The 20,281-nt window shown below is 72.1% G+C and carries 15 protein-coding genes; 4 read left to right on the top strand and 11 right to left on the bottom strand.

The features are described 5' to 3' along the window. Nucleotides 1–238 precede the first annotated feature (238 nt). Entirely contained in the window at nt 239–1,819 is a 1,581-nt protein-coding gene (locus IH80_RS0107220; protein WP_030958622.1) for a PucR family transcriptional regulator, read from the bottom strand. 152 nt (nt 1,820–1,971) lie between these two features. Then, nucleotides 1,972–4,353, bottom strand: a complete 2,382-nt coding sequence (locus tag IH80_RS0107215) for a hypothetical protein (RefSeq protein ID WP_030958621.1) — start codon at nt 4,351–4,353, stop codon at nt 1,972–1,974. Between the two features lie 248 nt (nt 4,354–4,601). On the opposite strand from IH80_RS0107215, the gene gabT reads away from it, so the two are divergent. Continuing rightward, nucleotides 4,602–5,948: a 4-aminobutyrate--2-oxoglutarate transaminase gene (gabT, locus tag IH80_RS0107210; protein ID WP_030958620.1), complete on the top strand. Its 1,347-nt coding sequence runs from the start codon at nt 4,602–4,604 to the stop codon at nt 5,946–5,948. Nucleotides 5,949–6,113: 165 nt separating this feature from the next. Further along, the gene (locus tag IH80_RS0107205) at nt 6,114–6,899 is read left to right on the top strand and encodes a phosphatase PAP2 family protein (protein WP_030958618.1); all 786 of its coding nucleotides are present in this window, start codon (nt 6,114–6,116) and stop codon (nt 6,897–6,899) included. Here the strand turns inward: IH80_RS0107205 and IH80_RS0107200 are convergent. From IH80_RS0107200 to IH80_RS0107165, 8 genes are all read right to left on the bottom strand, one after another. Then, nucleotides 6,859–8,667, bottom strand: a complete 1,809-nt coding sequence (locus tag IH80_RS0107200) for a chitinase (protein WP_030958616.1) — start codon at nt 8,665–8,667, stop codon at nt 6,859–6,861. The genes IH80_RS0107205 and IH80_RS0107200 overlap by 41 nt on opposite strands. 119 nt (nt 8,668–8,786) lie before the next feature. Next, nucleotides 8,787–9,251, bottom strand: a complete 465-nt coding sequence (locus IH80_RS0107195) for a hypothetical protein (RefSeq protein WP_030958614.1) — start codon at nt 9,249–9,251, stop codon at nt 8,787–8,789. A gap of 147 nt (nt 9,252–9,398) precedes the next feature. After that, the gene (locus IH80_RS0107190) at nt 9,399–10,817 is read right to left on the bottom strand and encodes an NAD(P)/FAD-dependent oxidoreductase (protein WP_030958613.1); all 1,419 of its coding nucleotides are present in this window, start codon (nt 10,815–10,817) and stop codon (nt 9,399–9,401) included. 29 nt (nt 10,818–10,846) lie between these two features. Further along, nucleotides 10,847–11,653, bottom strand: coding sequence for an ABC transporter permease (locus tag IH80_RS0107185; RefSeq protein ID WP_030844429.1), 807 nt, complete (start codon nt 11,651–11,653; stop codon nt 10,847–10,849). After that, nucleotides 11,653–12,582, bottom strand: a complete 930-nt coding sequence (locus IH80_RS0107180) for an ABC transporter permease (protein ID WP_030958612.1) — start codon at nt 12,580–12,582, stop codon at nt 11,653–11,655. Before IH80_RS0107180 ends, IH80_RS0107185 begins: the two co-directional genes overlap by 1 nt. Continuing rightward, complete coding sequence (locus tag IH80_RS0107175; RefSeq protein ID WP_030958610.1) at nt 12,579–13,727, bottom strand: ABC transporter ATP-binding protein; 1,149 nt, start codon at nt 13,725–13,727, stop codon at nt 12,579–12,581. Before IH80_RS0107175 ends, IH80_RS0107180 begins: the two co-directional genes overlap by 4 nt. Nucleotides 13,728–13,809: 82 nt before the next feature. Continuing rightward, the gene (locus IH80_RS0107170; RefSeq protein ID WP_030958608.1) at nt 13,810–15,060 is read right to left on the bottom strand and encodes a polyamine ABC transporter substrate-binding protein; all 1,251 of its coding nucleotides are present in this window, start codon (nt 15,058–15,060) and stop codon (nt 13,810–13,812) included. A gap of 47 nt (nt 15,061–15,107) precedes the next feature. Further along, entirely contained in the window at nt 15,108–16,622 is a 1,515-nt protein-coding gene (locus tag IH80_RS0107165) for a gamma-aminobutyraldehyde dehydrogenase (protein ID WP_030958606.1), read from the bottom strand. Nucleotides 16,623–16,816: 194 nt separating this feature from the next. Between IH80_RS0107165 and IH80_RS0107160 the strand changes: the two genes are divergently transcribed. Next, the gene (locus tag IH80_RS0107160) at nt 16,817–17,371 is read left to right on the top strand and encodes an NADAR family protein (RefSeq protein ID WP_030958605.1); all 555 of its coding nucleotides are present in this window, start codon (nt 16,817–16,819) and stop codon (nt 17,369–17,371) included. Between the two features lie 545 nt (nt 17,372–17,916). Next, complete coding sequence (locus IH80_RS0107155; RefSeq protein ID WP_030958604.1) at nt 17,917–19,533, top strand: TROVE domain-containing protein; 1,617 nt, start codon at nt 17,917–17,919, stop codon at nt 19,531–19,533. Here the strand turns inward: IH80_RS0107155 and IH80_RS0107150 are convergent. Next, nucleotides 19,518–20,210 (bottom strand): DUF4190 domain-containing protein, encoded by a 693-nt coding sequence (locus tag IH80_RS0107150; protein WP_030958603.1) that lies wholly within the window; start codon nt 20,208–20,210, stop codon nt 19,518–19,520. The two genes, IH80_RS0107155 and IH80_RS0107150, sit on opposite strands and share 16 nt — an antisense overlap. Between the last annotated feature and the right edge of the window lie 71 nt (nt 20,211–20,281).

Here is a 20,281-nt window from a genome sequence, read left to right as displayed (position 1 = left end):
CGGTGGGTCCTGACCCCTCCACCGTAGGACTCCGCGGGGGATTCGGCGTTTATCCGGGGTGTAGTACCCGCCGTCGGAGCCGCGCCGCTTTGTCACTGTCGCCGGGGGACAGCCCTGCCCGGCAGGGCGGCTCCGGAGCGGGGCCGCCCTGCCGGGAGCGGACACGGCTCGGGAGCGGACACGCCCTGGCCGGCAGCGGACACGGCTCGGGAGCGGACCCGCACTGGCCGGGAGCGGGCTAGCCGGAGGTGGAGGTGGCCTTGAGGGCGAGCCACAGCTCCATGCGGACGTCCGGGTCCTCCAGGGAGCGGCCGAGGATCTCCTCGACCCGCTTCATCCGGTAGCGCAGGGTGTGCCGGTGCACGCCGAGGTCGGCCGCGGCCGCGTCCCACTGGCCGTGCCGGGAGAGCCAGGCCTGCAGCGAGGCCACCAGGTCCCCGCGTCCTGTCGCGTCGTGCTCCCGCAGCGCCCGCAGGGTCCCGTCCGCGAAGGCCCGCACCGCGTCGTCGGCCAGCAGCGGCAGGACCGAGCCCGCCGCCATGTCCTCGTGCTCCACCATCGGGCGCCCGCGCCGGCGGGCCACCGCGAGCGCCTGGTCGGCCTGCTTGAGGGCCGCGGCGACGCCGCCGGGGCCGGCGGGCGCGGACAGCCCGATGACCAGTTCGTCCGGCTCCGGCCCGGCCGCGTCCCGGCCGCGCCGGGCCTCCAAGGCCTCGGCGTGGTCCGTGCACGCCTGTACGGCCGACCCGGCGTCGGAGGCGAGGACCACCAGCCGCCCCGCCTCCGGGACCACCAGCAGCGCCTCCCCGGTACGGGCCGCCGCGGACTCCACCGTGTCGGCCAGCAGCGCCAGCCCCTCGGGCTGCGCCGTCCCCGCCAGCGCCGGCTCCGCCACGACCAGCCGGAACGGCGCGTCCAGCAGGGACCCGTAGAGGTCGCCGGCCACGGCCCGGGCGTGGTCCGGCTCGTCCGCCAGCAGCATCCGCAGCACCGCCGCCCCCAGCCGGGACTCGGCGTCGTGCAGCGACCGCGACCGCTCGGTGGTGAGCGTCAGCAACGCCACCGCGGAGTGGACGGCGTACCGCTCGGCGGTGCCCAGCGGGGCGCCGGTGCCGACGGCGAGCGCGCCGCGCGCCCGTCGGCCGGTGCCCAGGGACTGGAGCTCGACGCGGTCCTCGGAACCCCCGACCACGGCGCTCGCGGGCGCCGGCCGCTCCCGCAGCCGCTCCACGTCCGGGGTCAGCCGGGCGGCGCGGCGCGCGGCCCACTCGGGGGCGGCCGCCACGACCGCGCCGGAGGTGTCGTAGAGCGCGGCCCAGCCGTGCACGTGCGCCGCGAGCCTCGCCAGCAGCTCGGCGGGCCCGTCGGCGGAGAGCGCGGCGCGCGTCAGCTCGCGCTGGGCCTCGAACCCGGCGGTGACCGCCCGGTACTGGTCCGCCGCCAGCGCCGCGGAGACGGCTTTGCTGATCGCGAGGAAGGGCGTCCGGCGCGGCACCTCCAGCAGCGGCATGTCCTCGGTCCGCGCCGCCTCGACCAGTGCCTCGGGGACCGCCTCGTAGTTGACGCCGATCGCGAAGCCGATGCCGACCACTCCGGCCGCGGCGAGTCGGCGTACGTAGGCCCGCATCTCCTGCGGGTCGTCGGCGTCCAGCTTCATCGCGGTGATCAGCAGCAGCTCCCCGCCCTCCATGTAGGGGACGGGGTCGGCGAGCTCGCTGACGTGGGCCCAGCGCACGGGGGTGTCCAGGCGGCTCTCGCCCGCCCGGACGCTGAGCTTGAGCGCCGAGTGCTGGACGAGTGAGGCGAGGGTCAGCGGCATCGGATACCAGGGGCCTTCGGAGCGGGAGAGGAGCGTGAGCGGGAGGGAGGGTGAGCGGGAGGGAAGCGGTGGAGGAGCCGCCGACGCTTTTCGCCGTGTCGTACGAACGACTCCCCTCGATTCTGCCACCTCGTACGGGTCGGGGGCGCTGTTCAGGCCGTTCCGGCCAGCCGGACCAGCAGCGGGGCCGCCCGCTCCCCCTTTACGGAGGTGAGCGAGAGCACGGCGTGCCCGGGGGGCACGGCGTGTGCCAGGTCCGAGGCGGACCACCGTTCCCGTTCCACCTGCCGCACGGTCACCGCGTCCGTGGTGACCGCCTTGCCGGTGACGAGCTTGCGGAAGGCGTGGATCGCCCGGGTCAGCGGCTGGTCGGCGAAGACGGTGCGGTGGGTGACGTCGCGCGTCTCCACCCACTCGGTGCCCCAGGCCTCGGCGAAGCGCTTGCCGTCCCAGGTGGTGACCCCGGAGAAGGCCATCCGGCAGCCGACCGCCCCCAGCAGCGGCGTGCGCAGCGCCTCCGGTACGTCGTCCAGCGTGCGCAGGGTGAGCAGGACGCCCGCGTGCGCCGAGCGCAGCCGCTGGACGCCGCGCACGGTCTCCGGGGTCAGGGTGTGCGAGGCGTCGTCGAAGGCGAGGAAGGCGAAGAGGGAGCGGTCGGCGCGGGCGGCCGCGGCGGCGTTGAACTGGGCGAGCAGCAGCCGGGCCAGCATCCGGGAGGCGTCGGCGTGGCCCCGCTCGGGGAGGTCGACACGGACCCGGATCGGGTGCTCCAGGGCGCGCAGCGAGAAGGGCCGGCCCTGGCCGGTGGTGTCGAAGAAGCCGGCGAACGCGGGCCGGTCCAGCAGGGCCACCCGGTCGGCGAGGGCCGGTCCGGGATCGCCGTGCGCCCCGTGCTGGCGGGTGCGGGCGTCGAGCTCGCGCAGCATCGCGTGGTGCGCGGCGCCGTCGGCGGCGAGCTCGCGGCGCAGGGCGTCGAAGGCGGCCGGGACCTGGTCGAGCAGCTCGCGCAGCTCGGGCACGGCGGGGAAGCGGCCGTACGCCGTCCGGAACGGCCCGAGGAGCTGGGCGAGGGCGGTCGCCGCCCGGCGCACGTCGATGCCGGGGACGTCTCCGACGAAGGCCTCGGCGAGCAGGGTCGCGGCCTCGTCGGGGTCGGTGGCCCCGCCGTAGAGGTCGAGGTCGTAGACGGAGCCGGGGTCGCCGATGCGGACGACGACGTCGTAGGCGGCGTCGGGCCCGAGCTGGGCCCCGGCGGCGCCGACGGCGACGACGGCGGCCTGGCCTGCGAGGGCCTGGAGGGCGAGGGACTCCACGACGGGCCGGACCAGTCGCTGCGTCTTGCCGGTGCCGGAGGGGCCGACGGCGAGCAGGGAGGTGCCGAGCACATCGGGGTCGAGCGCGAGGGAGGTGCCGCGGCGGGCGTAGGGGTTGCGGACGCCGTCCTCGACGGTGCCGAGGAGCACCTGCCGGGCCAGCAGGTCGTGCCGGGCGGCCCGCACGGGCAGGTCCCGGTCCCCGGAGGGGTGCACGCAGGCCCCGGCGCCCTTGTCGCGGACGGAGTCGGCGAAGGCGCGCATGCGGGAGGGGTCGACGCGGACGGAGTCCCAGGCCCGCCGGATGCGGGCGTAGTCCACGTCGTTCATCCGCCCACCCCCGGCCTCCCCCTCCAGCCGATCGGCCACGTCCCCCAGCCCGGCCCCCCGCAACTGCGGCCACCGCACGGGGTCTTCGAGTCCTCCCGCCTCGGGGCCCGGCGCGGGCGGCCGGTCGGGGGTGGCCGGTCCCTTCGCGCCGCCGACGCCCGCAAGGCGGCGGACCAGGCCCACGACACCGCCGAGGAGGGAGAAGGCGAGGAGGAGGACCACGTCGATCACGGTCCGGGTGGTGTCCATGAGGGCCCGGTTGGCCACCGGATCGCCCTCGAAGGTGAGGAACCCCTCCGCGAGCTGCCGCAGCGGCAGCTGGTAGTTGTGCACGAGGAGGATCGTCACGTAGGCCAGGGGAACGACCGCGAGGGCCTGGACGACGGGGCCCCGCGCGACGACCAGGCGCGTCCAGACGGTCCGCCAGTTGCCCAGCCTCCCGAAACCGTAGAGGAGCGCTGCGACGAAGAGCAGCTCGTAGATCGGCTTGGCCTGCACGCCACCCGTCTTCGCGACGGGTTCGCCGTCCGCCGCCCACCAGCTGTCGGGCGTGAACAGCTTCAGCGGTGTGTCCCAGAAGGGGATGTAGGTGTTGCGCATGAGGGACCAGACGAGAACGCAGCCCAGGAAGGAGATGAGCGCGCCGCTCGCCAGGGCGCGGTCCGGGGTCCGCTCGGGCTCCGCCGCCGCCCGCGGGGTGTGGCCGTAGCGCCAGACGCCCGGCTCGGCGGCCGGGCGCGGGGTGCTGATCCATTCGGCGAGGGGCAGCAGCTGTCCGGGGGCGCCGCCGGGTGCGTGGAGCGGTTTCGGAGGGTGTTCAGGCGAGGTGGCAGGCCTTGGTACGTGACCCGCTCGGGTCGCCTGCCCGTCGTACGTTCCCTCGGTGTCCATGAACCCCTGCCCCCTGCCCATCCCTTGCCCTGCGGCGCTCAATCTAGTGCCCGGCCCGGGCCTTGGGGGTGCGCTACGCCCGTACCCGGTCCTGATCCACGAGACAGGCCCCGGGGCCTTCCTATGGCCGTCGCGGACAAGGACACGCTGAGATCACTACCGAACGGAGCATGCAGGACCCCCGCTCCCGGGCCTAGCCTGCGGACAAAGACACAAGTGCGTCCGAAAACACCCCCCAGGAGCCCTCTATGACTGCTGTCCCGCAGGAGCGCAAGATCGTCACCGCGATCCCCGGCCCCAAGTCGCAGGAGCTGCAGGCGCGCCGCCTGCAGACCGTGGCCGGTGGCGTGGGCTCCGTGCTGCCCGTCTTCACGGCCCGCGCGGGCGGCGGCATCATCGAGGACGTCGACGGCAACCAGCTGATCGACTTCGGCTCCGGCATCGCCGTGACCTCGGTCGGCGCCTCCGCCGAGGCCGTCGTGCGCCGCGCCTCCGCGCAGCTCGCCGACTTCACCCACACCTGCTTCATGGTCACCCCGTACGAGGGCTACGTCGAGGTCTGCGAGGCCCTCGCCGAGCTGACGCCGGGCGACCACGCCAAGAAGTCGGCCCTGTTCAACTCCGGCGCCGAGGCCGTCGAGAACGCCGTCAAGATCGCCCGTTCGTACACCAAGCGCCAGGCCGTCGTCGTCTTCGACCACGGCTACCACGGCCGCACGAACCTCACCATGGCGCTGACCGCGAAGAACATGCCGTACAAGCACGGCTTCGGTCCGTTCGCCCCCGAGGTCTACCGCGTCCCGGTCGCCTACGGCTACCGCTGGCCCACCGGTGCCGAGAACTGCGGCCCCGAGGCCGCCGCCCAGGCGATCGACCAGATCACCAAGCAGATCGGCGCCGAGAACGTCGCCGCGATCATCATCGAGCCGGTCCTCGGCGAGGGCGGTTTCATCGAGCCGGCCAAGGGCTTCCTCCCGGCGATCGTGAAGTTCGCCAACGAGAACGGCATCGTGTTCGTCGCCGACGAGATCCAGTCCGGCTTCTGCCGCACCGGCCAGTGGTTCGCGTGCGAGGACGAGGGCATCGTCCCGGACCTGATCACCACCGCCAAGGGCATCGCTGGCGGTCTGCCGCTCGCCGCCGTGACCGGCCGCGCCGAGATCATGGACTCCGCCCACGCGGGCGGCCTGGGCGGCACCTACGGCGGCAACCCGGTGGCGTGCGCCGGTGCGCTCGGCTCCATCGAGACCATGAAGGAGCTCGACCTCAACGCCAAGGCGAAGAAGATCGAGTCCATCATGAAGGCCCGTCTGTCGGCCATGCAGGAGAAGTACGACATCATCGGCGACATCCGCGGCCGCGGCGCCATGATCGCGATCGAGCTGGTCAAGGACCCGGAGTCCAAGACCCCGTTCCCGGAGGCGGCCGGCGCGCTCGCCAAGGCCTGCCACGCCGAGGGCCTCCTCGTCCTCACCTGCGGCACCTACGGCAACGTGCTCCGCTTCCTCCCGCCGATCGTCATCGGCGAGCACCTGCTGAACGAGGGCCTGGACCTGATCGAGGCCGCGTTCGCGGCCATCGGCACGGACATCTGAGCCGGTCGACACGACCACGTGCTCGAACGTCTAGAACGTCCGAGCGCAGCGCACCCCCACCTACCGACGGTAACGGGCGGGCGCTGTGAAGAAGCTGTGGGGGGCCGATGGCGGGAGCGCGTTCCTGCTGTCGGTCCCCTTCCCGCTGCCGTACGGTTTCTGCAGATGAGTGAAACAGCCCGCTCCCGGGAAACCGGGGGCGATACCGGTACCGGGCTTCCCCAGCGCCGTACCGGGCATGCGTTCGCGCACACTCCTCACCGATCGGACGGCCGGCCGCCCCAAACCCCCCGGGGCGTGCGGCAACCCGGTCCGGGCGGCCGTCCCGGAACCATCCCCCCTGTTCCGGGACGGCCGGCCACCCTTCTCGGCGCATTCGCCCCCTCCGCGCTCTGCGCACTCCTCTTCGCCCTGATCGCCTGGCAGGTCCTGGTGCGGGGTCCGCTGCTGTCCTGGGACGCCCGGCTGAGCGCCGCGCTCGTGCGCACCGTCCCCGACGCGGTCACCGAGTCCCTCTCCGATCTCGGGAACGTCCCGGTCGCGCTGCCCGTGCTGCTCCTCGCCGCCGGGTACGCCGCCCTCCGCGGCGAGCGCCGCGGCGCCGTCGCCGCGGTGCTGGCCATGGCCCTGGTGCCGGCCGCCGTCGTCCCGCTGAAGGTGTGGACCGCCCGCCCCGGGCCCCTGGAGCCGTGGGCCGCCGGCTATTTCCCCTCGGGCCACACCGCGACGGCCTTCGTCGCGTACGCGGGCGCGGCCCTGCTCGTGCGGCCGTACCTGGGCCGGTGGTGGCCGGCGGCGGCCGCCCTCGTACTCACGGGGGCGACGGCCGCCGGGCTCGTGCTGCGGGGGTTCCACTGGCCGCTGGACGTGCTGGCCAGCCTGCTGATGTGCACGCCGCTGCTGCTGGCGGTCAGGCGGTCCTGCCGTAGTACGCGTCGAAGTTCCGGCTGAACTCCCGGCCCCCGAAGCGGTCCCAGTTGATCGACCAGGTCATCAGGCCGCGCAGGCCGGGCCAGGTGCCGTGGGTCCGGTACGTCCCGCAGTCGGTCTTCTTCGTCAGGCAGTTCAGGGCCTTGGTGACGTCGGCCGGCGAGGTGTGGCCGTTGCCCGCGTTGGTGGTGGCGGGCACCCCGATCGCGACCTGGTCGGGGCGCAGCGCCGGGAAGACGCGGGCGGTGTCACCGGCGACGGGGAAGCCGGTGAGCAGCATGTCGGTCATGGCGATGTGGAAGTCCGCGCCGCCCATGGAGTGGTACTGGTCGTCGAGGCCCATGATCGGGCCGGAGTTGTAGTCCTGGACGTGGAGCAGGGTGAGGTCGTCGCGCAGGGCGTGGATGACCGGGAGGTACGCGCCGGCGCGCGGGTCCTGGCCGCCCCAGGGGCCGGAGCCGTAGAACTGGTACCCCAGCTGGACGAAGAAGGTCTCCGGGGCCATGGTCAGGACGAAGCCGGGGCCGTAGCGGGCCTTCAGGGCCTTCACCGCGGAGATCAGGTGGACGATGCCCGGGGTGGTGGGGTTGCGGAAGTCGGTGTCGCCGGCGGCCAGGGAGAGGGAGTGGCCCTCGAAGTCGATGTCCAGGCCGTCGAGCCCGTACTCGTCGATGATCTTGGCGACGGAGGAGACGAAGGTGTCACGGGCGGCGGGGGTCGGGAGCTGGACCTGGCCGTTCTGGCCGCCGATGGAGATCAGCACCTTCTTGCCGGCGGCCTGCTTCGCCTTGACGGCCGCCTTGAACTCGGCCGGCGATTCGACGTTCGGGCATTCCGCGACCGGGCAGAGGCGGAAGCGGATGTCGCCGGAGGTCACCGAGGTGGGTTCGCCGAAGGCGAGGTTGATGACGTCCCAGGAGGCGGGCACGTCGGCCATGCGGACGTAGCCGGAGCCGTTGGCGAAGCTCGTGTGCAGGTAGCCGACGAGGGCGTGTGCGGGGAGTCCGCCGCCCCCTCCGCCGCCGCTGCCCGTCGTCACGGAGACGGGGGCGCTCTGCGGGGACTCGCCCGCCGCGTTCACCGCGCTGACGCGGAAGGTGTACGCGGTGGAGGCGGCGAGGCCGGTCACCGTGGCCGGGGCGGAGGTGACCGGCAGGGGTGCGGCGCCGTCCCGGTGGACGGTGTACGAGGTGGCGCCGGGCACCGCCGTCCAGGACAGCAGGACCGAGCTCGACGAGGCCGCCGAGGCGGTCAGGCCGGTGGGTGCGGCCGGGAGCTGGGGCTGGCCGGGGCCGCCGGGATCGGGGCCGACCAGGGTGACGTCGTCGGTGACGTGGGCGGGCTGGCCGTACCAGCCGTGGGTGTGGACGGTCACCGACGTGGTGGACGGGCCGGTGCGGAAGGTGGCCGTCAGTTGCTTCCAGGCGCCCGGGCTCTGCGTCCAGGTCGACACGTCGGTGGTGCCGGTGCCGCTCGCGCCGAGGTAGACGTACGCGCCCTGCACCCAGGCGCCGAGCGTGTAGGTGGAGTCCGGCTTGACGGTGACGGTCTGGGAGCAGCGGGCGTTGTCCTGCCCGGCCGGGGTGGCCCGGAGGGCGGAGGTGCCGCCGTGGACGGGGGTGGTGACGGCCGCCGCGCTGCCGGCCGGGCAGCTCCAGCCATCGAGTCCGGCTTCGAAGCCGCCGTTGCGGACGAGGTCGGCGTCCGCGGCTGCGGCGGGCGGGCCCGCGGCGAGGAAACCGGCCGCCGCGAGGGCGGCGGCGGTGAGGAGGGACCAGGCTCTGCGCACAACTGCCTCCGGAACATGGGGGGATGGAGCCAGGCTGGCGGAACGGGAACAGCGGCGCCCAAGATGGTCCAGACCAATCCTCTTGTCAAGGGCTCCGGACCTTCAAGGGCTTTGGACCTTCAAGGGCTCCTGACCTTCCCCATCACCGCGCGTGCGGCCGCCTCGTGCATGGCGAGCTCCAGCAGGACCGGGTCCGTGAGGGTCCCCCCGCCGTCCGGGAGCACCTCCCAGCGCACTCCCCCGGTCGCCCGGCCCGGGTACGGGACCACGATCCACGCCCCGCGCCCGGCCCCCCGTACGCCCGTGCCGATCCAGTGGGAGGCGGTGCCCGGGGGCACGAAGAAGCCCAGCCGCGATGCGCCGAAGTCGGCGAGCACCGGGCCGGGCCGTTCGGTGAGCGGATCCAGCACGTCGAGGGTGGCCCGTCCCAGCTCCCCCGGCAGGACCAGCACGTCCCAGAGCCGCCCCGCGGGCAGCAGGGCGACCCCGAGGGGGTCGCGCTCCCACTCCGACCGGCAGGCTTCCGGATCGGGCGCCGCCGATACCAGCCAGTCCACTGCGGCCTTTTCCCCCGGGGTCGTCATCGCCCGGCCTCCGTTCCCTGTAGGTGAGGGGTTCTCACCCGCACAGAGCGGGGCCGGGCGCGGCCATGACGCGGGTTTCCCCGCCCCGTGTGGGTGAATCAGGTCACACGGCCACGGGGGCGGTGCGCGCCGGGGGGCGCGGCCTGCTCAGCTGTCGAAGCCGAGGCCGAGCTTGTCCATCGCCTTCAGCCACAGGTTCCGGTGTCCGCCCCGGGCGTCCGCGCGGGCCAGCGACCACTTGGTGAGCGCGATCCCGGTCCAGGCGAACGGCTCGGGCGGGAACGGCATCGGCTTGGACTTCACCATCTCCAGCCGGGTGCGCTCGGTGGAGAGCCCGTCGAGCAGGTCCAGCATCACGTCCGCGCCGAAGCGGGTGGCGCCCACTCCGAGGCCGGTGTAGCCGGCCGCGTACGCCACCTTGCCGGAGTGCGCCGTTCCGAAGAAGGCGGAGAAGCGCGAGCAGGTGTCGATCGCACCGCCCCACGCATGGCTGAACCTCAGCCCCTCCAGCTGCGGGAAGGCGGTGAAGAAGTGCTCCGCGAGCCGGAGGTAGGTCTCGGGACGGTGGTCGTACTCGGAGTCGAGCTTGCCGCGGTAGGGATAGATCGCGTCGTAGCCGCCCCACAGGATCCGGTTGTCCCTGGTGATCCGGAAGTAGTGGAACTGGTTGGCGCTGTCGCCCAGGCCCTGCCGCCGCTTCCAGCCGATCGAGGCCAGCTGCGCCTCGTCCAGCGGCTCGCTCATCAGCGCGTAGTCGTAGACCGGGACGGTGAACGGGCGGATCCGCCGGACCAGCGACGGGAAGATGTTGGTGCCCAGGGCCACCCGGCGGGCGAGGATCGTGCCGTAGGGCGTCTGCACGGTCATCCCGCGCCCCGCCGGGGCGAGCTTCAGACCTCGGGTGTTCTCGTAGATCCGCACCCCGAGGTCCAGGCACGCCTGCTTCAGGCCCCAGGCCAGCTTCGCCGGGTTGAGCATGGCGACGCCGTCGCGGTCCCACAGGCCGGCGAGGAAGGTCGGGGAGTCGACCTCGGCGCGCACGGCGTCGCCGTCGAGCCATTCGGAGCCGCCGGCCAGGCCCAGGCGCTTGGCCTCCTCGTGGAGTTCGCGCAGCTCCTCGACCTGGTGCGGTTCGGTGGCGACGTCGATCTCACCGGTCCGCTCGAAGTCGCAGTCGATGCCGTAGCGGGCGACGGCCTCCTCGATGGCGTCGAGGTTGCGGGCGCCCAGCTCCTCCAGCTTCGCCAGCTCGCCGGGCCAGCGGGCGAGCCCGTTGCCCAGGCCGTGGGTGAGGGAGGCCGCGCAGAAGCCGCCGTTGCGGCCGGAGGCGGCCCAGCCCGCCTCCTTGCTCTCGATCAGTACGACGTCCCGCTCGGGGTCGCGCTCCTTGGCGAGCAGCGCGGTCCACAGACCGCTGTAGCCGCCGCCGATGACCAGCAGGTCGCAGCGCTCGTCCGAGGTCAGCGCCGGCTGCGGGGCGGGCTTGCCGGGATCGTCCAGCCAGTACGAGACCGGCTTCGCTTCGGAAAGGGATTTCGCAACACTACGCATGGCGACTGGGGCCATGTCTTCCAACTCCCTACGGGACTACGGAACTACTTCGGTTGTGCCTTCTTGCGGCGGTTGCCGACCATCTGGCCGGCGAGGACCACCAGCACCGCGATGACGAACATCGCCGTGCCGATGACGTTGATCTGCACGGGCGTACCGCGCTGGGCCGATCCCCACACGAACATGGGGAAGGTGACGGTGTTGCCCGAGTTGAAGTTGGTGATGATGAAGTCGTCGAACGAGAGCGCGAAGGAGAGCAGCGCACCCGCCGCGATACCCGGTGCCGCGATGGGCAGGGTCACCCGCAGGAAGGTCTGCACCGGGCCCGCGTAGAGGTCCCGGGCGGCCTCCTCCAGCCGCGGGTCCATGGACAGGACGCGGGCCTTGACGGCGGCGACGACGAAGCTGAGGCAGAACATGATGTGGGCGATCAGGATCGTCCAGAAGCCCAGCTGGATGCCCATGTTGAGAAAGAGCGCGAGCAGCGAGGCCGCCATCACGATCTCCGGCATGGCCATGGGCAGGAAGATCAGCGAGTTGACCGCGCCGCGCGCCCGGAACCGGTAGCGCACCAGCGCGAAGGCTATCGCCGTGCCCAGGGCGGTCGCCGCGAGCGTCGACCACAGGGCGATCTGGAGCGACAGCCCGAGGGACCCGCACATGTCGGCGACGCCGCAGGGGTCCTTCCACGCGTCGAGCGAGAACTCCTGCCAGGCGTAGTTGAAGCGCCCGGAGGGGTTGTTGAAGGAGAAGACGGTGACGACGACGTTCGGCAGGATCATGTACGCGAGCGTGCCGAGGCCCGCGATCACGACCAGGTTGCGCCGCAGCCAGGTGAGGGGGGTGCGCATCAGACCAGGTCCTCCGTCCCCGCTCGGCGGATGTAGATGGTGACCATGATCAGCACGATGGCCATGAGAATGAAGGACAGCGCGGCCGCCGTCGGGTAGTCGAGGATCCGCAGGTACTGCGACTGGATGACGTTGCCGATCATCCGGGTGTCCGTGGAGCCGAGCAGTTCGGCGTTGACGTAGTCGCCGCTCGCCGGGATGAAGGTGAGCAGGGTCCCGGAGACCACGCCCGGCATGGAGAGCGGGAAGGTGACCTTCCGGAAGACCGTGGCGGGGCGGGCGTACAGGTCCCCGGCCGCCTCGTGGAGGCGGGTGTCGATGCGCTCCAGCGAGGAGTACAGCGGCAGGATCATGAAGGGGAGGAAGTTGTACGTCAGGCCGCAGACGACCGCGAGCGGCGTGGCCAGCACCCGGTCCCCCTCGGTCATGCCGAGCCAGCTGGTGACGTCGAGGAAGCCGATCGCGTTGAGTCCGGCGACCACCGGGCCGCCGTCGGCCAGGATCGTCTTCCAGGCCAGCGTGCGGATCAGGAAGCTCGTGAAGAACGGCGCGATGACCAGGACCAGCAGCAGGTTGCGCCAGCGGCCCGCCTTGAAGGCGATCAGGTACGCCAGCGGATACCCGAGCAGCAGGCACAGCGCGGTGGCGGTGCCGGCGTAGAGCAGGGAGCGCAGGAACTGCGGCAGGTACTCGGTGAAGGCGTCCCAGTAGGTCCGGAAGTGCCAGGTCACCTCGAAGCCCTCTTCGAGGGAGCCGGTCTGCACCGAGGTGGAGGCCTGGTAGACCATCGGCAGGACGAAGAAGACCAGCAGCCACAGGATGCCGGGGAGCAGCAGCCAGTACGGGACCAGCCGCTTGCGGGTCGACGGCTTGTGGACCGGGGGTCCGGCGGGGGCGGGCGCCTGGGGCGGCGCGGCGGTGGCGGTCACGCGCTCTCCTCGACCGTCTCGACGCCCGCGTCGATGTCCTGGGCCGCGTCGAGGCCGAAGGTGTGCTCCGGGTTCCAGTGCAGGACGACCTCGGCGCCCGGGACCAGGCGGGCGTCGCGCTCGATGTTCTGGACGTAGACCTCCAGCTCGGGGCAGACCGGGCTGTCGACGACGAACTGGGTGGAGACTCCGATGAAGGAGGAGGCGGCTATCCGGCCGGTGATCTTGTTGCGGCCGGCCGCGATGGCCTGCTCCTCCTCGGCCGGGACCAGAGACACCTTCTCCGGGCGGACGCCGACGAGCAGCTTCCCGCCGGCCCGGGGCGTGGTCGAACACCGGGCGGCGGGCAGCCGCAGCGTGGTGCCGGAGGCAGAGACGACGACATCGGAGCCGGCGGACTCCACGGAGGCCTCGATGAGGTTGGAGGTGCCGAGGAAGTTGGCGACGAAGGTGGTCCGCGGGTTCTCGTAGAGCTCGGCGGGGGCGCCCAGCTGCTCGACGCGGCCGCCGTTCATCACGGCGACCGTGTCGGCCATGGTCATGGCCTCCTCCTGGTCGTGCGTGACGTGCACGAAGGTGATGCCGACCTCCGTCTGGATCCGCTTGAGCTCCAGCTGCATCTGGCGGCGCAGCTTGAGGTCGAGGGCGCCGAGGGGCTCGTCGAGGAGCAGCACCTGCGGGTGGTTGATCAGGGCGCGGGCGACGGCGACGCGCTGCTGCTGGCCGCCGGAGAGCTGGTGCGGCTTGCGCTGGGCGAACTGGCCGAGCTGGACCAGCTCCAGCATCTCGTCGACCTGCTTCCGGACCGACTTGATGCCCCGGCGGCGCAGACCGAAGGCGATGTTCTCGAAGATGCTCAGGTGCGGGAAGAGCGCGTAGCTCTGGAAGACCGTGTTGACCGGGCGCTTGTACGGCGGCAGGTGGGTGACCTCCCGGTCGCCGAGGTGGACCGTGCCGGTGGAGGGCTCCTCCAGGCCCGCGATCATGCGCAGGGTGGTGGTCTTGCCGCAGCCGGAGGCGCCGAGCAGGGCGAAGAAGGAGCCCTGGGGGACGGTGAGGTCCAGCGGGTGCACGGCGGTGAAGGTGCCGTAGTGCTTGCTGATCCCGGAGAGGCGGACGTCGCCGCCTTCGGTCTTGTCAGTCATGGAGGGGTCCCGGGGTTGGGTGGGCGAAGAGGTCAAGGGGGGAAGGCCGCCGCGGGGCGGCCGCAGGCGCGTCGGGCCGGCGTCAGGCTCCGATGAGCTTGGCGAACTTCTCCTCGTACGCCGTCTCTTCCTCGCTGGTGAGGGAGCGGAAGGCGTGGGACTTGGCGGTCATCGCCTTGTCCGGGACGATCAGGGTGTTCTCCGCGAGCTCGGGATCGATCTTCGCGAGCTCGTCGCCCACACCCTCGACGGGGCACACGTAGCTGATGTAGGCGGCGAGCTGCGCGGCGACCGGGAGCTCGTAGTAGTAGTCGATGAGCCGTTCGGCGTTGGCCTTGTGCCGCGCCTTGGCGGGCACCAGCAGGTTGTCGCTGGAGGTGATGTAGCCGGCGGCGGGGATGGCGAACTTGATGTCCGGGTTTCCGGCCTGGAGCTGGATGATGTCGCCCGCCCAGGCGAGGCAGGCGGCGAGGTCGCCCTTGTCCAGGTCGGAGGTGTAGTCGTTGCCCGTGAAGCGCCGGATCTGGTTCTTGTCCACGCCCTTCTGGAGCCGGCCGACCGCCTCGTCGAAGTCCGCGTCCGTGAAGGAGGCGGGGTTCTTGCCCTGATCGAGCATGGTCATGCCGACGCTGTCGCGCATCTCCGTCAGGAAGCCGACCCGGCCCTTGAGGGAGGGGTCGTCGAGCATCTGGGTGACGGAGTCGACCTTCCTGCCCTCCGTCGCCTTCTCGTTGTAGGCGATGACGGTGGATATACCGGTCCAGGGGTAGCTGTACGCGCGGCCCGGGTCCCAGTCGGGGCTGCGGAACTGCGGGGAGAGGTTGGCGTAGGCGTGCGGCAGGTGCGAGGGGTCGAGCTTCTGCGCCCAGCCGAGGCGGATGATGCGCGCGGCGAGCCAGTCGGTGACGACGATCAGGTCGCGGCCGGTGTCCTGGCCGGCCGCGAGCTGCGGTTTGACCTTGCCGAAGAACTCGACGTTGTCGTTGATGTCCTCGGTGTACTTGACCTTGATCCCGGTCCGCTTGGTGAATTCCTCCAGCGTGGGACGGGACTTCTCGTCCTCACTGGTGTCCATGTACTCGGTCCAGTTGGAGAAGTTGATCTCCTTCTCCCGGTCCGAGTGGTCGTCGGAGGCCGCGGCCGTGCCGCCCTCCCGCTTGGCGGGAGGGATGCCGCACCCGGAGAGGGTGGACAGGCCTCCGAGGGTGAGCGCTCCGACTCCGGAGGCGCGCAGCAGCGAGCGGCGGGTGAGGGCGCCGCGCCCGCTGGTGAGGCTGCGCCGCATCGCGGCGAGTTGCGCCGCGGAGAGGCGGTCGGGCTCGAACTGCTCCATGCGCTGTGGCCTTTCGGGATGTGTACCGCTGGTCAGGCGGTGATCGGCTATCTGTCCCCGAAGATCGTGCGGTGCCAGTCCTTCGCGGCCACCGCGGTGTTGTCGTACATCACGTGCTTGATCTGCGTGTACTCCTCGAAGGAGTAGGCGGACATGTCCTTTCCGAAGCCGCTCGCCTTGTAGCCGCCGTGGGGCATCTCGCTGATGATCGGGATGTGGTCGTTGACCCACACGCAGCCCGCCTTGATCTCGCGGGTGGCGCGGTTCGCCCGGTAGAGGTCGCGGCTCCAGGCGGAGGCGGCGAGCCCGTACGGGGTGTCGTTGGCCAGCGCGATGCCCTCGTCGTCGCTGTCGAAGGGCAGCACCACGAGGACGGGGCCGAAGATCTCCGACTGGACCACCTCGCTGTCCTGGGCGGCGCCGCTGATCAGGGTGGGCCGGTAGTACGCCCCGTCGGCGAGCTCGCCGCCCGGGACCTCGCCGCCGGTGACGACGGTGGCGTAGCCGCGGGCGCGCTCGACGAAGCCGGCGACGCGGTCGCGCTGGGCGTGCGAGACCAGCGGGCCGAGGTCGGTGCCGGGCGCGAAGGGGTCGCCCAGGCGGACGGTCTCCATCAGCTCGGCGACCCGGGCGACGAAGGCGTCGTGCAGGGGCCGCTGTACGTAGGCGCGGGTCGCGGCGGTGCAGTCCTGGCCGGTGTTGATCAGGGAGGCGGCGACGGCGCCGTGCGCGGCGGCCTCCAGGTCGGCGTCGTCGAAGACGAGGAAGGGGGCCTTGCCGCCGAGCTCCAGGTGCAGGCGCTTCACGGTGGCGGTGGCGATCTCCGCGACCCGCTTGCCGACGGCGGTGGAGCCGGTGAAGGAGGTCATCACCACGTCGGGGTGGCCCACGAGGTGCTCTCCGGCGTCGCGGCCGGCGCCCGTGACGATGTTGATCACACCGTCGGGCAGGCCCGCCTCCTTGGCCGCCTGGGCGAACATCAGGGAGGTCAGCGGGGTGAGCTCGGCGGGCTTGAGCACGATGGTGTTGCCCGCCGCGATCGCCGGGAGGATCTTCCAGGCGGCCATCTGGAGCGGGTAGTTCCAGGGGGCGATGGAGCCGACGACCCCGATGGCCTCCCGGCGCACGTAGGAGGTGTGGTCGCCCGAGTACTCCGCGGCTGCCTGCCCCTGGAGGTGCCGGGCGGCGCCCGCGAAGAAGGCGGTGTTGTCGATGGTGCCCGGTACGTCGAACTCCGTGGACAGCTTGATGGGCTTGCCGCACTGGAGGGACTCGGCGTACGCGAAGTCCTCCGCCTGCTCGGCCAGTACGGCGGCCAGCCGGTGCAGGGCGTCCGAACGCTCCCCGGGGGTGGCGCCGGACCAGGCCGGGAAGGCCCGCTTGGCGGCCGCGACGGCCTCGTCGACGTCCGCGGTGCCCGCCAGCTCGTAGGTCAGGACCTCCTCGCCGGTGGCCGGGTCGACCACGGTGTGTGACCGTCCGGAGGTTCCGGCCCGGAGCTGTCCGTCGATGTACTGCGCGCCCTCTGCGAAGCGGTCCTTGACCTGGAAGCGGTTGCCCATCACGCTCTCACGCTCTCCGTAGCTACAGTTCGAGCTACAGCTCGAAGTGAGTGCCGATCCTGACAGAGCCGATGCCCTCGGCCAAGTGATTCCGTTGTTGCCTTTTGATTACGCGACGGAATCGGTCGACCATGTGTCGAGGCATGCCGAAAATCCCGTACGAAGTGTCAGTGGCGGGTGTCAGACTCGCGTGCATGGAGATGATCGACGACCTGATCGAGCAGGTCAGCCGCGGTGAGCGGGTGAAGTACCTGCCGTTCTGGGGGCACCGGCCGCAGGCCGACGGCAGGCTCGGCCCGAGCTGCCTCAGCCAGTGGTGGCCCTCCGCCTTCACCGTCGGTGACGTCCGTTACGCGACGGCCGAGCACTGGATGATGGCCGGCAAGGCCCGGATGTTCGGGGACCCCGAGGCCGAGCGCGCCGCGGTGGCGGCGAAGAGCCCGGCCGAGGCGAAGAAGATCGGCCGGCTCGTGCGCGGCTTCGACAACGCGACATGGGAGCGGGAGCGCTTCGCGCTGGTCGTGGAGGGCAGTGTGCACAAGTTCGGCTCGGACCCGGCGCTGCGGTCCTACCTGCTGGGTACCGGGGAGCGGGTGCTGGTGGAGGCCAGCCCGCTGGACCGGATCTGGGGCATCGGGCTGGCGGCCGACGACGAGCGCGCGCTGGACCCGGCACGCTGGCGCGGGCTGAACCTGCTGGGCTTCGCCCTGATGGAGGCCAGGCAGCGGCTTCGCGAAGGCGGCGCATGACGAAGCGCCGCCGCGTGCGGGGCCGCGGCGACGCCGCTGACGGCGGAGACGGTCCGAGCCGGGCGTAATTGGCTGGCGGAGCCGGGAGGGCGCCGCCTAACGTGTTCCTCGTCCAGGTGCGAAGGCGAGACCTACTTCGACTCCAGATCGGGTGGCCGCGGGTTCGAGTCCCGTCACCGGCTTCGGGCCGGTGTAGCTCAGTCGGTAGAGCACCATGTGGTTTCGCCGGCCTTGTTCTCTGGACACCTACGTCACGCACCTCCCGGTGCGCGGGCTGCGGCTCCTTCTTTTGCAAAGAAACCCACGCCGCCGCCACCTTGATCTCGGGAGGCCCGCGTGGGGGATGCCCGGTGCGCAGGCGACGGTTACTTCTGGGGACCCGGAGGTCGTGGGTTCGAATCCCACCCGGCTCGTCACCCGCAAGGGAACGGGCCGGTGGAGCAGTCGGGCAGCTCGCCGGGCATAAAAGTCCGCCGCCGACTTCTGATCTCGGGCCTCCCTCACGCAACGCCTCCCCCGCTTCCATCGAATTCGGGGGGATTCTCATGGCCCGTTTCAACCTGCGTGCGTCCAAGTCGGCGCCCGCCGCGCCCACTTCGCCGGTGCGCTCCACCGGACGCGCCCGCACCACCGAGGGCGGCCCGGGCCACCTGCGCGATCCGCGCTCCGAACTCTTCCTGCTCGCCGTCGCCAACTTCGTGACGCAGCGCACCGCGTACGAGAGCGGTCAGGCGCGCGACGACCGCTTCGCCGCGCTCGTGCGCACCCTCGCCGTGCAGGATCCCGTGTGGACGGCCGGCCTGCTGGGCTGGCTGCGCCAGGAGGCGAACATGCGCACCGCCTCGCTCGTCGGCGCCGCGGAGTACGTGAAGGCCAGGCTCGACGTGGGCGCCACCGGCACCGCCACCAGCACCGGCGGACCGTCGAACCGCCGGGTCGTGGACTCCGTACTGCGGCGCGCGGACGAGCCCGGTGAGCTGCTGGCGTACTGGACGGCCACCTACGGGCGCAACGTGCCCAAGCCCGTCAAGCGCGGGATCGCCGACGCCGTGCGCCGGCTCTACTCCGGCACCTCGCTGCTGAAGTACGACACCGACTCCAGGGCCTACCGCTTCGGTGACGTCCTCAACCTCGTGCACGCCTCCCCCGACCCGGACAGGCCCTGGCAGGGCGAGCTGTTCCGCTACGCCCTGGACCGCAGGCACAACCCGCAGAGCGCGCAGGTCCCCGAGGGCAACCGCACCCTCGCGGCGCACCGGGCTCTCATGGAGCTGCCGGTCTCCGAACGGCGCGGTGTGGTGCTCTCCCCGGACGGCGCGGAGCGGCTCGCGGCGGCGGGCATGACCTGGGAGGCGCTGGCCGGCTGGCTGCAGGGGCCGCTGGACGCGGCCGCCTGGGAGGCGGTCATCCCGTCCATGGGGGCGATGGCCCTGCTGCGCAACCTGCGCAACTTCGACGAGGCCGGGGTCTCGGACGCGGTGGCCGCGCAGGTCGCGGCGAAGATCTCCGACCCGGAGGTCGTCGCCCGGTCCCGTCAGTTCCCCTTCCGCTACCTGGCCGCGTACCAGCACGCGCCCTCGCTGCGCTGGGCGTACCCGCTGGAGCAGGCGCTCGGCCACTCGCTGGCGAACGTACCGGCGCTGCCCGGCCGAACGCTGGTGCTCGTCGACCGCTCCGGTTCGATGTGGTCCCCGCTGTCGGACCGCTCCCGGCTCAACCGGGCCGACGCCGCGGCCGTCTTCGGGGCGGCGCTGGCGCTGCGGGCGGAGCGGGCCGACCTCGTGCAGTTCGGCACGACCAGTGCGGTGGTCCCCCACACCCGGGGCGAGTCCGTGCTGAAGGTGCTCGAACGGTTCGGGGACCTCGGGGGCACCTACACGGCCGAGGCCGTGAAGAAGCACTACCGGGACCACGACCGGGTGCTGATCGTGACGGACGAGCAGGCCGCGTCCTACGGCTACAGCGGGGATCCGGCGGAGCTCGTGCCGTCCGAGGTGCCCGTGTACACCTGGAACCTGGCCGGCTACCGGGTGGGGCACGCGGCCTCCGGCACCGCGAACCGGCACACCTTCGGCGGGCTCACGGACGCGGCGTTCCGGATGGTGTCGCTGATCGAGGCCGGCCGGAACGCCGACTGGCCGTGGCTTCAGACCCGTTCGTGAAGCCGTGAGTCCGAATAAGGGCTCTCGTAGCGCGGGCTGTCGTCCCGATCGCCGTCGAGGAACGGGACGGCGAACATGGCGAACAGCATCAGCAGGCCCAGCACGATGCCGATCGCGCCCAGGATGATGCCGGCCAGGGCCACCCCGCCGTTGTCGGCCTCGCCGCGGTTGGCCTTGCCCTTGCCCAGGGCGCCGAAGACGACGGCGCCGATCCCGAGGGCGACCGCTATGAAGCTGGTGATGCAGCCGACCACGGCGAGGATGCCGAGGACGAGTGAGGTGACGCCGAAGCCGTTGCTGGGCTGCCTCCCGTACGGCGGGTACGCACCGGGGAACGGGTGCCCCTGCTGGGCGGGGTAACCGGGATACCCGGGGTATCCGTAGCCGGGCTGGGGCGTCGGATAGCCGTACGCCGCCGAGGCCGGTCCGGCCGCGGGCGCCACGGGCGTGGCGGCGCCCGGCGCGCCGCCGGGCACGGAACCTCCGGGCACGGGCCCTGTCGGCGCGGCGGGAGTCGCCCGGTCGCCCGGCATCCCGGCGAGCGTCGGCTGGTCGTGCACGGACGACGGGCCCGTCCCACCCGGCGGGCCGTGCGCGCCCTGCGTTTTGCCCAGGTCCACCGCCGGCCGCTCCGGCGGCGCCCACGGGTCCCTCGGCTCGGGACTGCTGTCGGTCATACGGAGCCCCCCCTCTCGTACAGCCATGCTAAGCGCTGCCACCGACAGTCACGGCCGTGCCTACGATGAGG

The organism is Streptomyces sp. NRRL S-378 (genome assembly GCF_000720645.1).
GTDB lineage: Bacteria > Actinomycetota > Actinomycetes > Streptomycetales > Streptomycetaceae > Streptomyces.
The sequence above is the reverse complement of the archived record's forward strand: the minus strand, read 5'-3'. Positions and strand labels throughout refer to the sequence as shown.

Bases quoted from the DNA above. Each gene is read 5' to 3' on its own strand.
- IH80_RS0107165 (WP_030958606.1), bottom strand. From the start codon at position 16,622: ATGGGCAACCGCTTCCAGGTCAAGGACCGCTTCGCAGAGGGCGCGCAG.
- IH80_RS0107160 (WP_030958605.1), top strand. From the start codon at position 16,817: ATGGAGATGATCGACGACCTGATCGAGCAGGTCAGCCGCGGTGAGCGG.
- gabT (WP_030958620.1), top strand. From the start codon at position 4,602: ATGACTGCTGTCCCGCAGGAGCGCAAGATCGTCACCGCGATCCCCGGC.
- IH80_RS0107195 (WP_030958614.1), bottom strand. From the start codon at position 9,251: ATGACGACCCCGGGGGAAAAGGCCGCAGTGGACTGGCTGGTATCGGCG.
- IH80_RS0107150 (WP_030958603.1), bottom strand. From the start codon at position 20,210: ATGACCGACAGCAGTCCCGAGCCGAGGGACCCGTGGGCGCCGCCGGAG.
- IH80_RS0107215 (WP_030958621.1), bottom strand. From the start codon at position 4,353: ATGGACACCGAGGGAACGTACGACGGGCAGGCGACCCGAGCGGGTCAC.
- IH80_RS0107205 (WP_030958618.1), top strand. From the start codon at position 6,114: ATGAGTGAAACAGCCCGCTCCCGGGAAACCGGGGGCGATACCGGTACC.
- IH80_RS0107170 (WP_030958608.1), bottom strand. From the start codon at position 15,060: ATGGAGCAGTTCGAGCCCGACCGCCTCTCCGCGGCGCAACTCGCCGCG.
- IH80_RS0107220 (WP_030958622.1), bottom strand. From the start codon at position 1,819: ATGCCGCTGACCCTCGCCTCACTCGTCCAGCACTCGGCGCTCAAGCTC.
- IH80_RS0107190 (WP_030958613.1), bottom strand. From the start codon at position 10,817: ATGGCCCCAGTCGCCATGCGTAGTGTTGCGAAATCCCTTTCCGAAGCG.
- IH80_RS0107155 (WP_030958604.1), top strand. From the start codon at position 17,917: ATGGCCCGTTTCAACCTGCGTGCGTCCAAGTCGGCGCCCGCCGCGCCC.
- IH80_RS0107185 (WP_030844429.1), bottom strand. From the start codon at position 11,653: ATGCGCACCCCCCTCACCTGGCTGCGGCGCAACCTGGTCGTGATCGCG.
- IH80_RS0107175 (WP_030958610.1), bottom strand. From the start codon at position 13,727: ATGACTGACAAGACCGAAGGCGGCGACGTCCGCCTCTCCGGGATCAGC.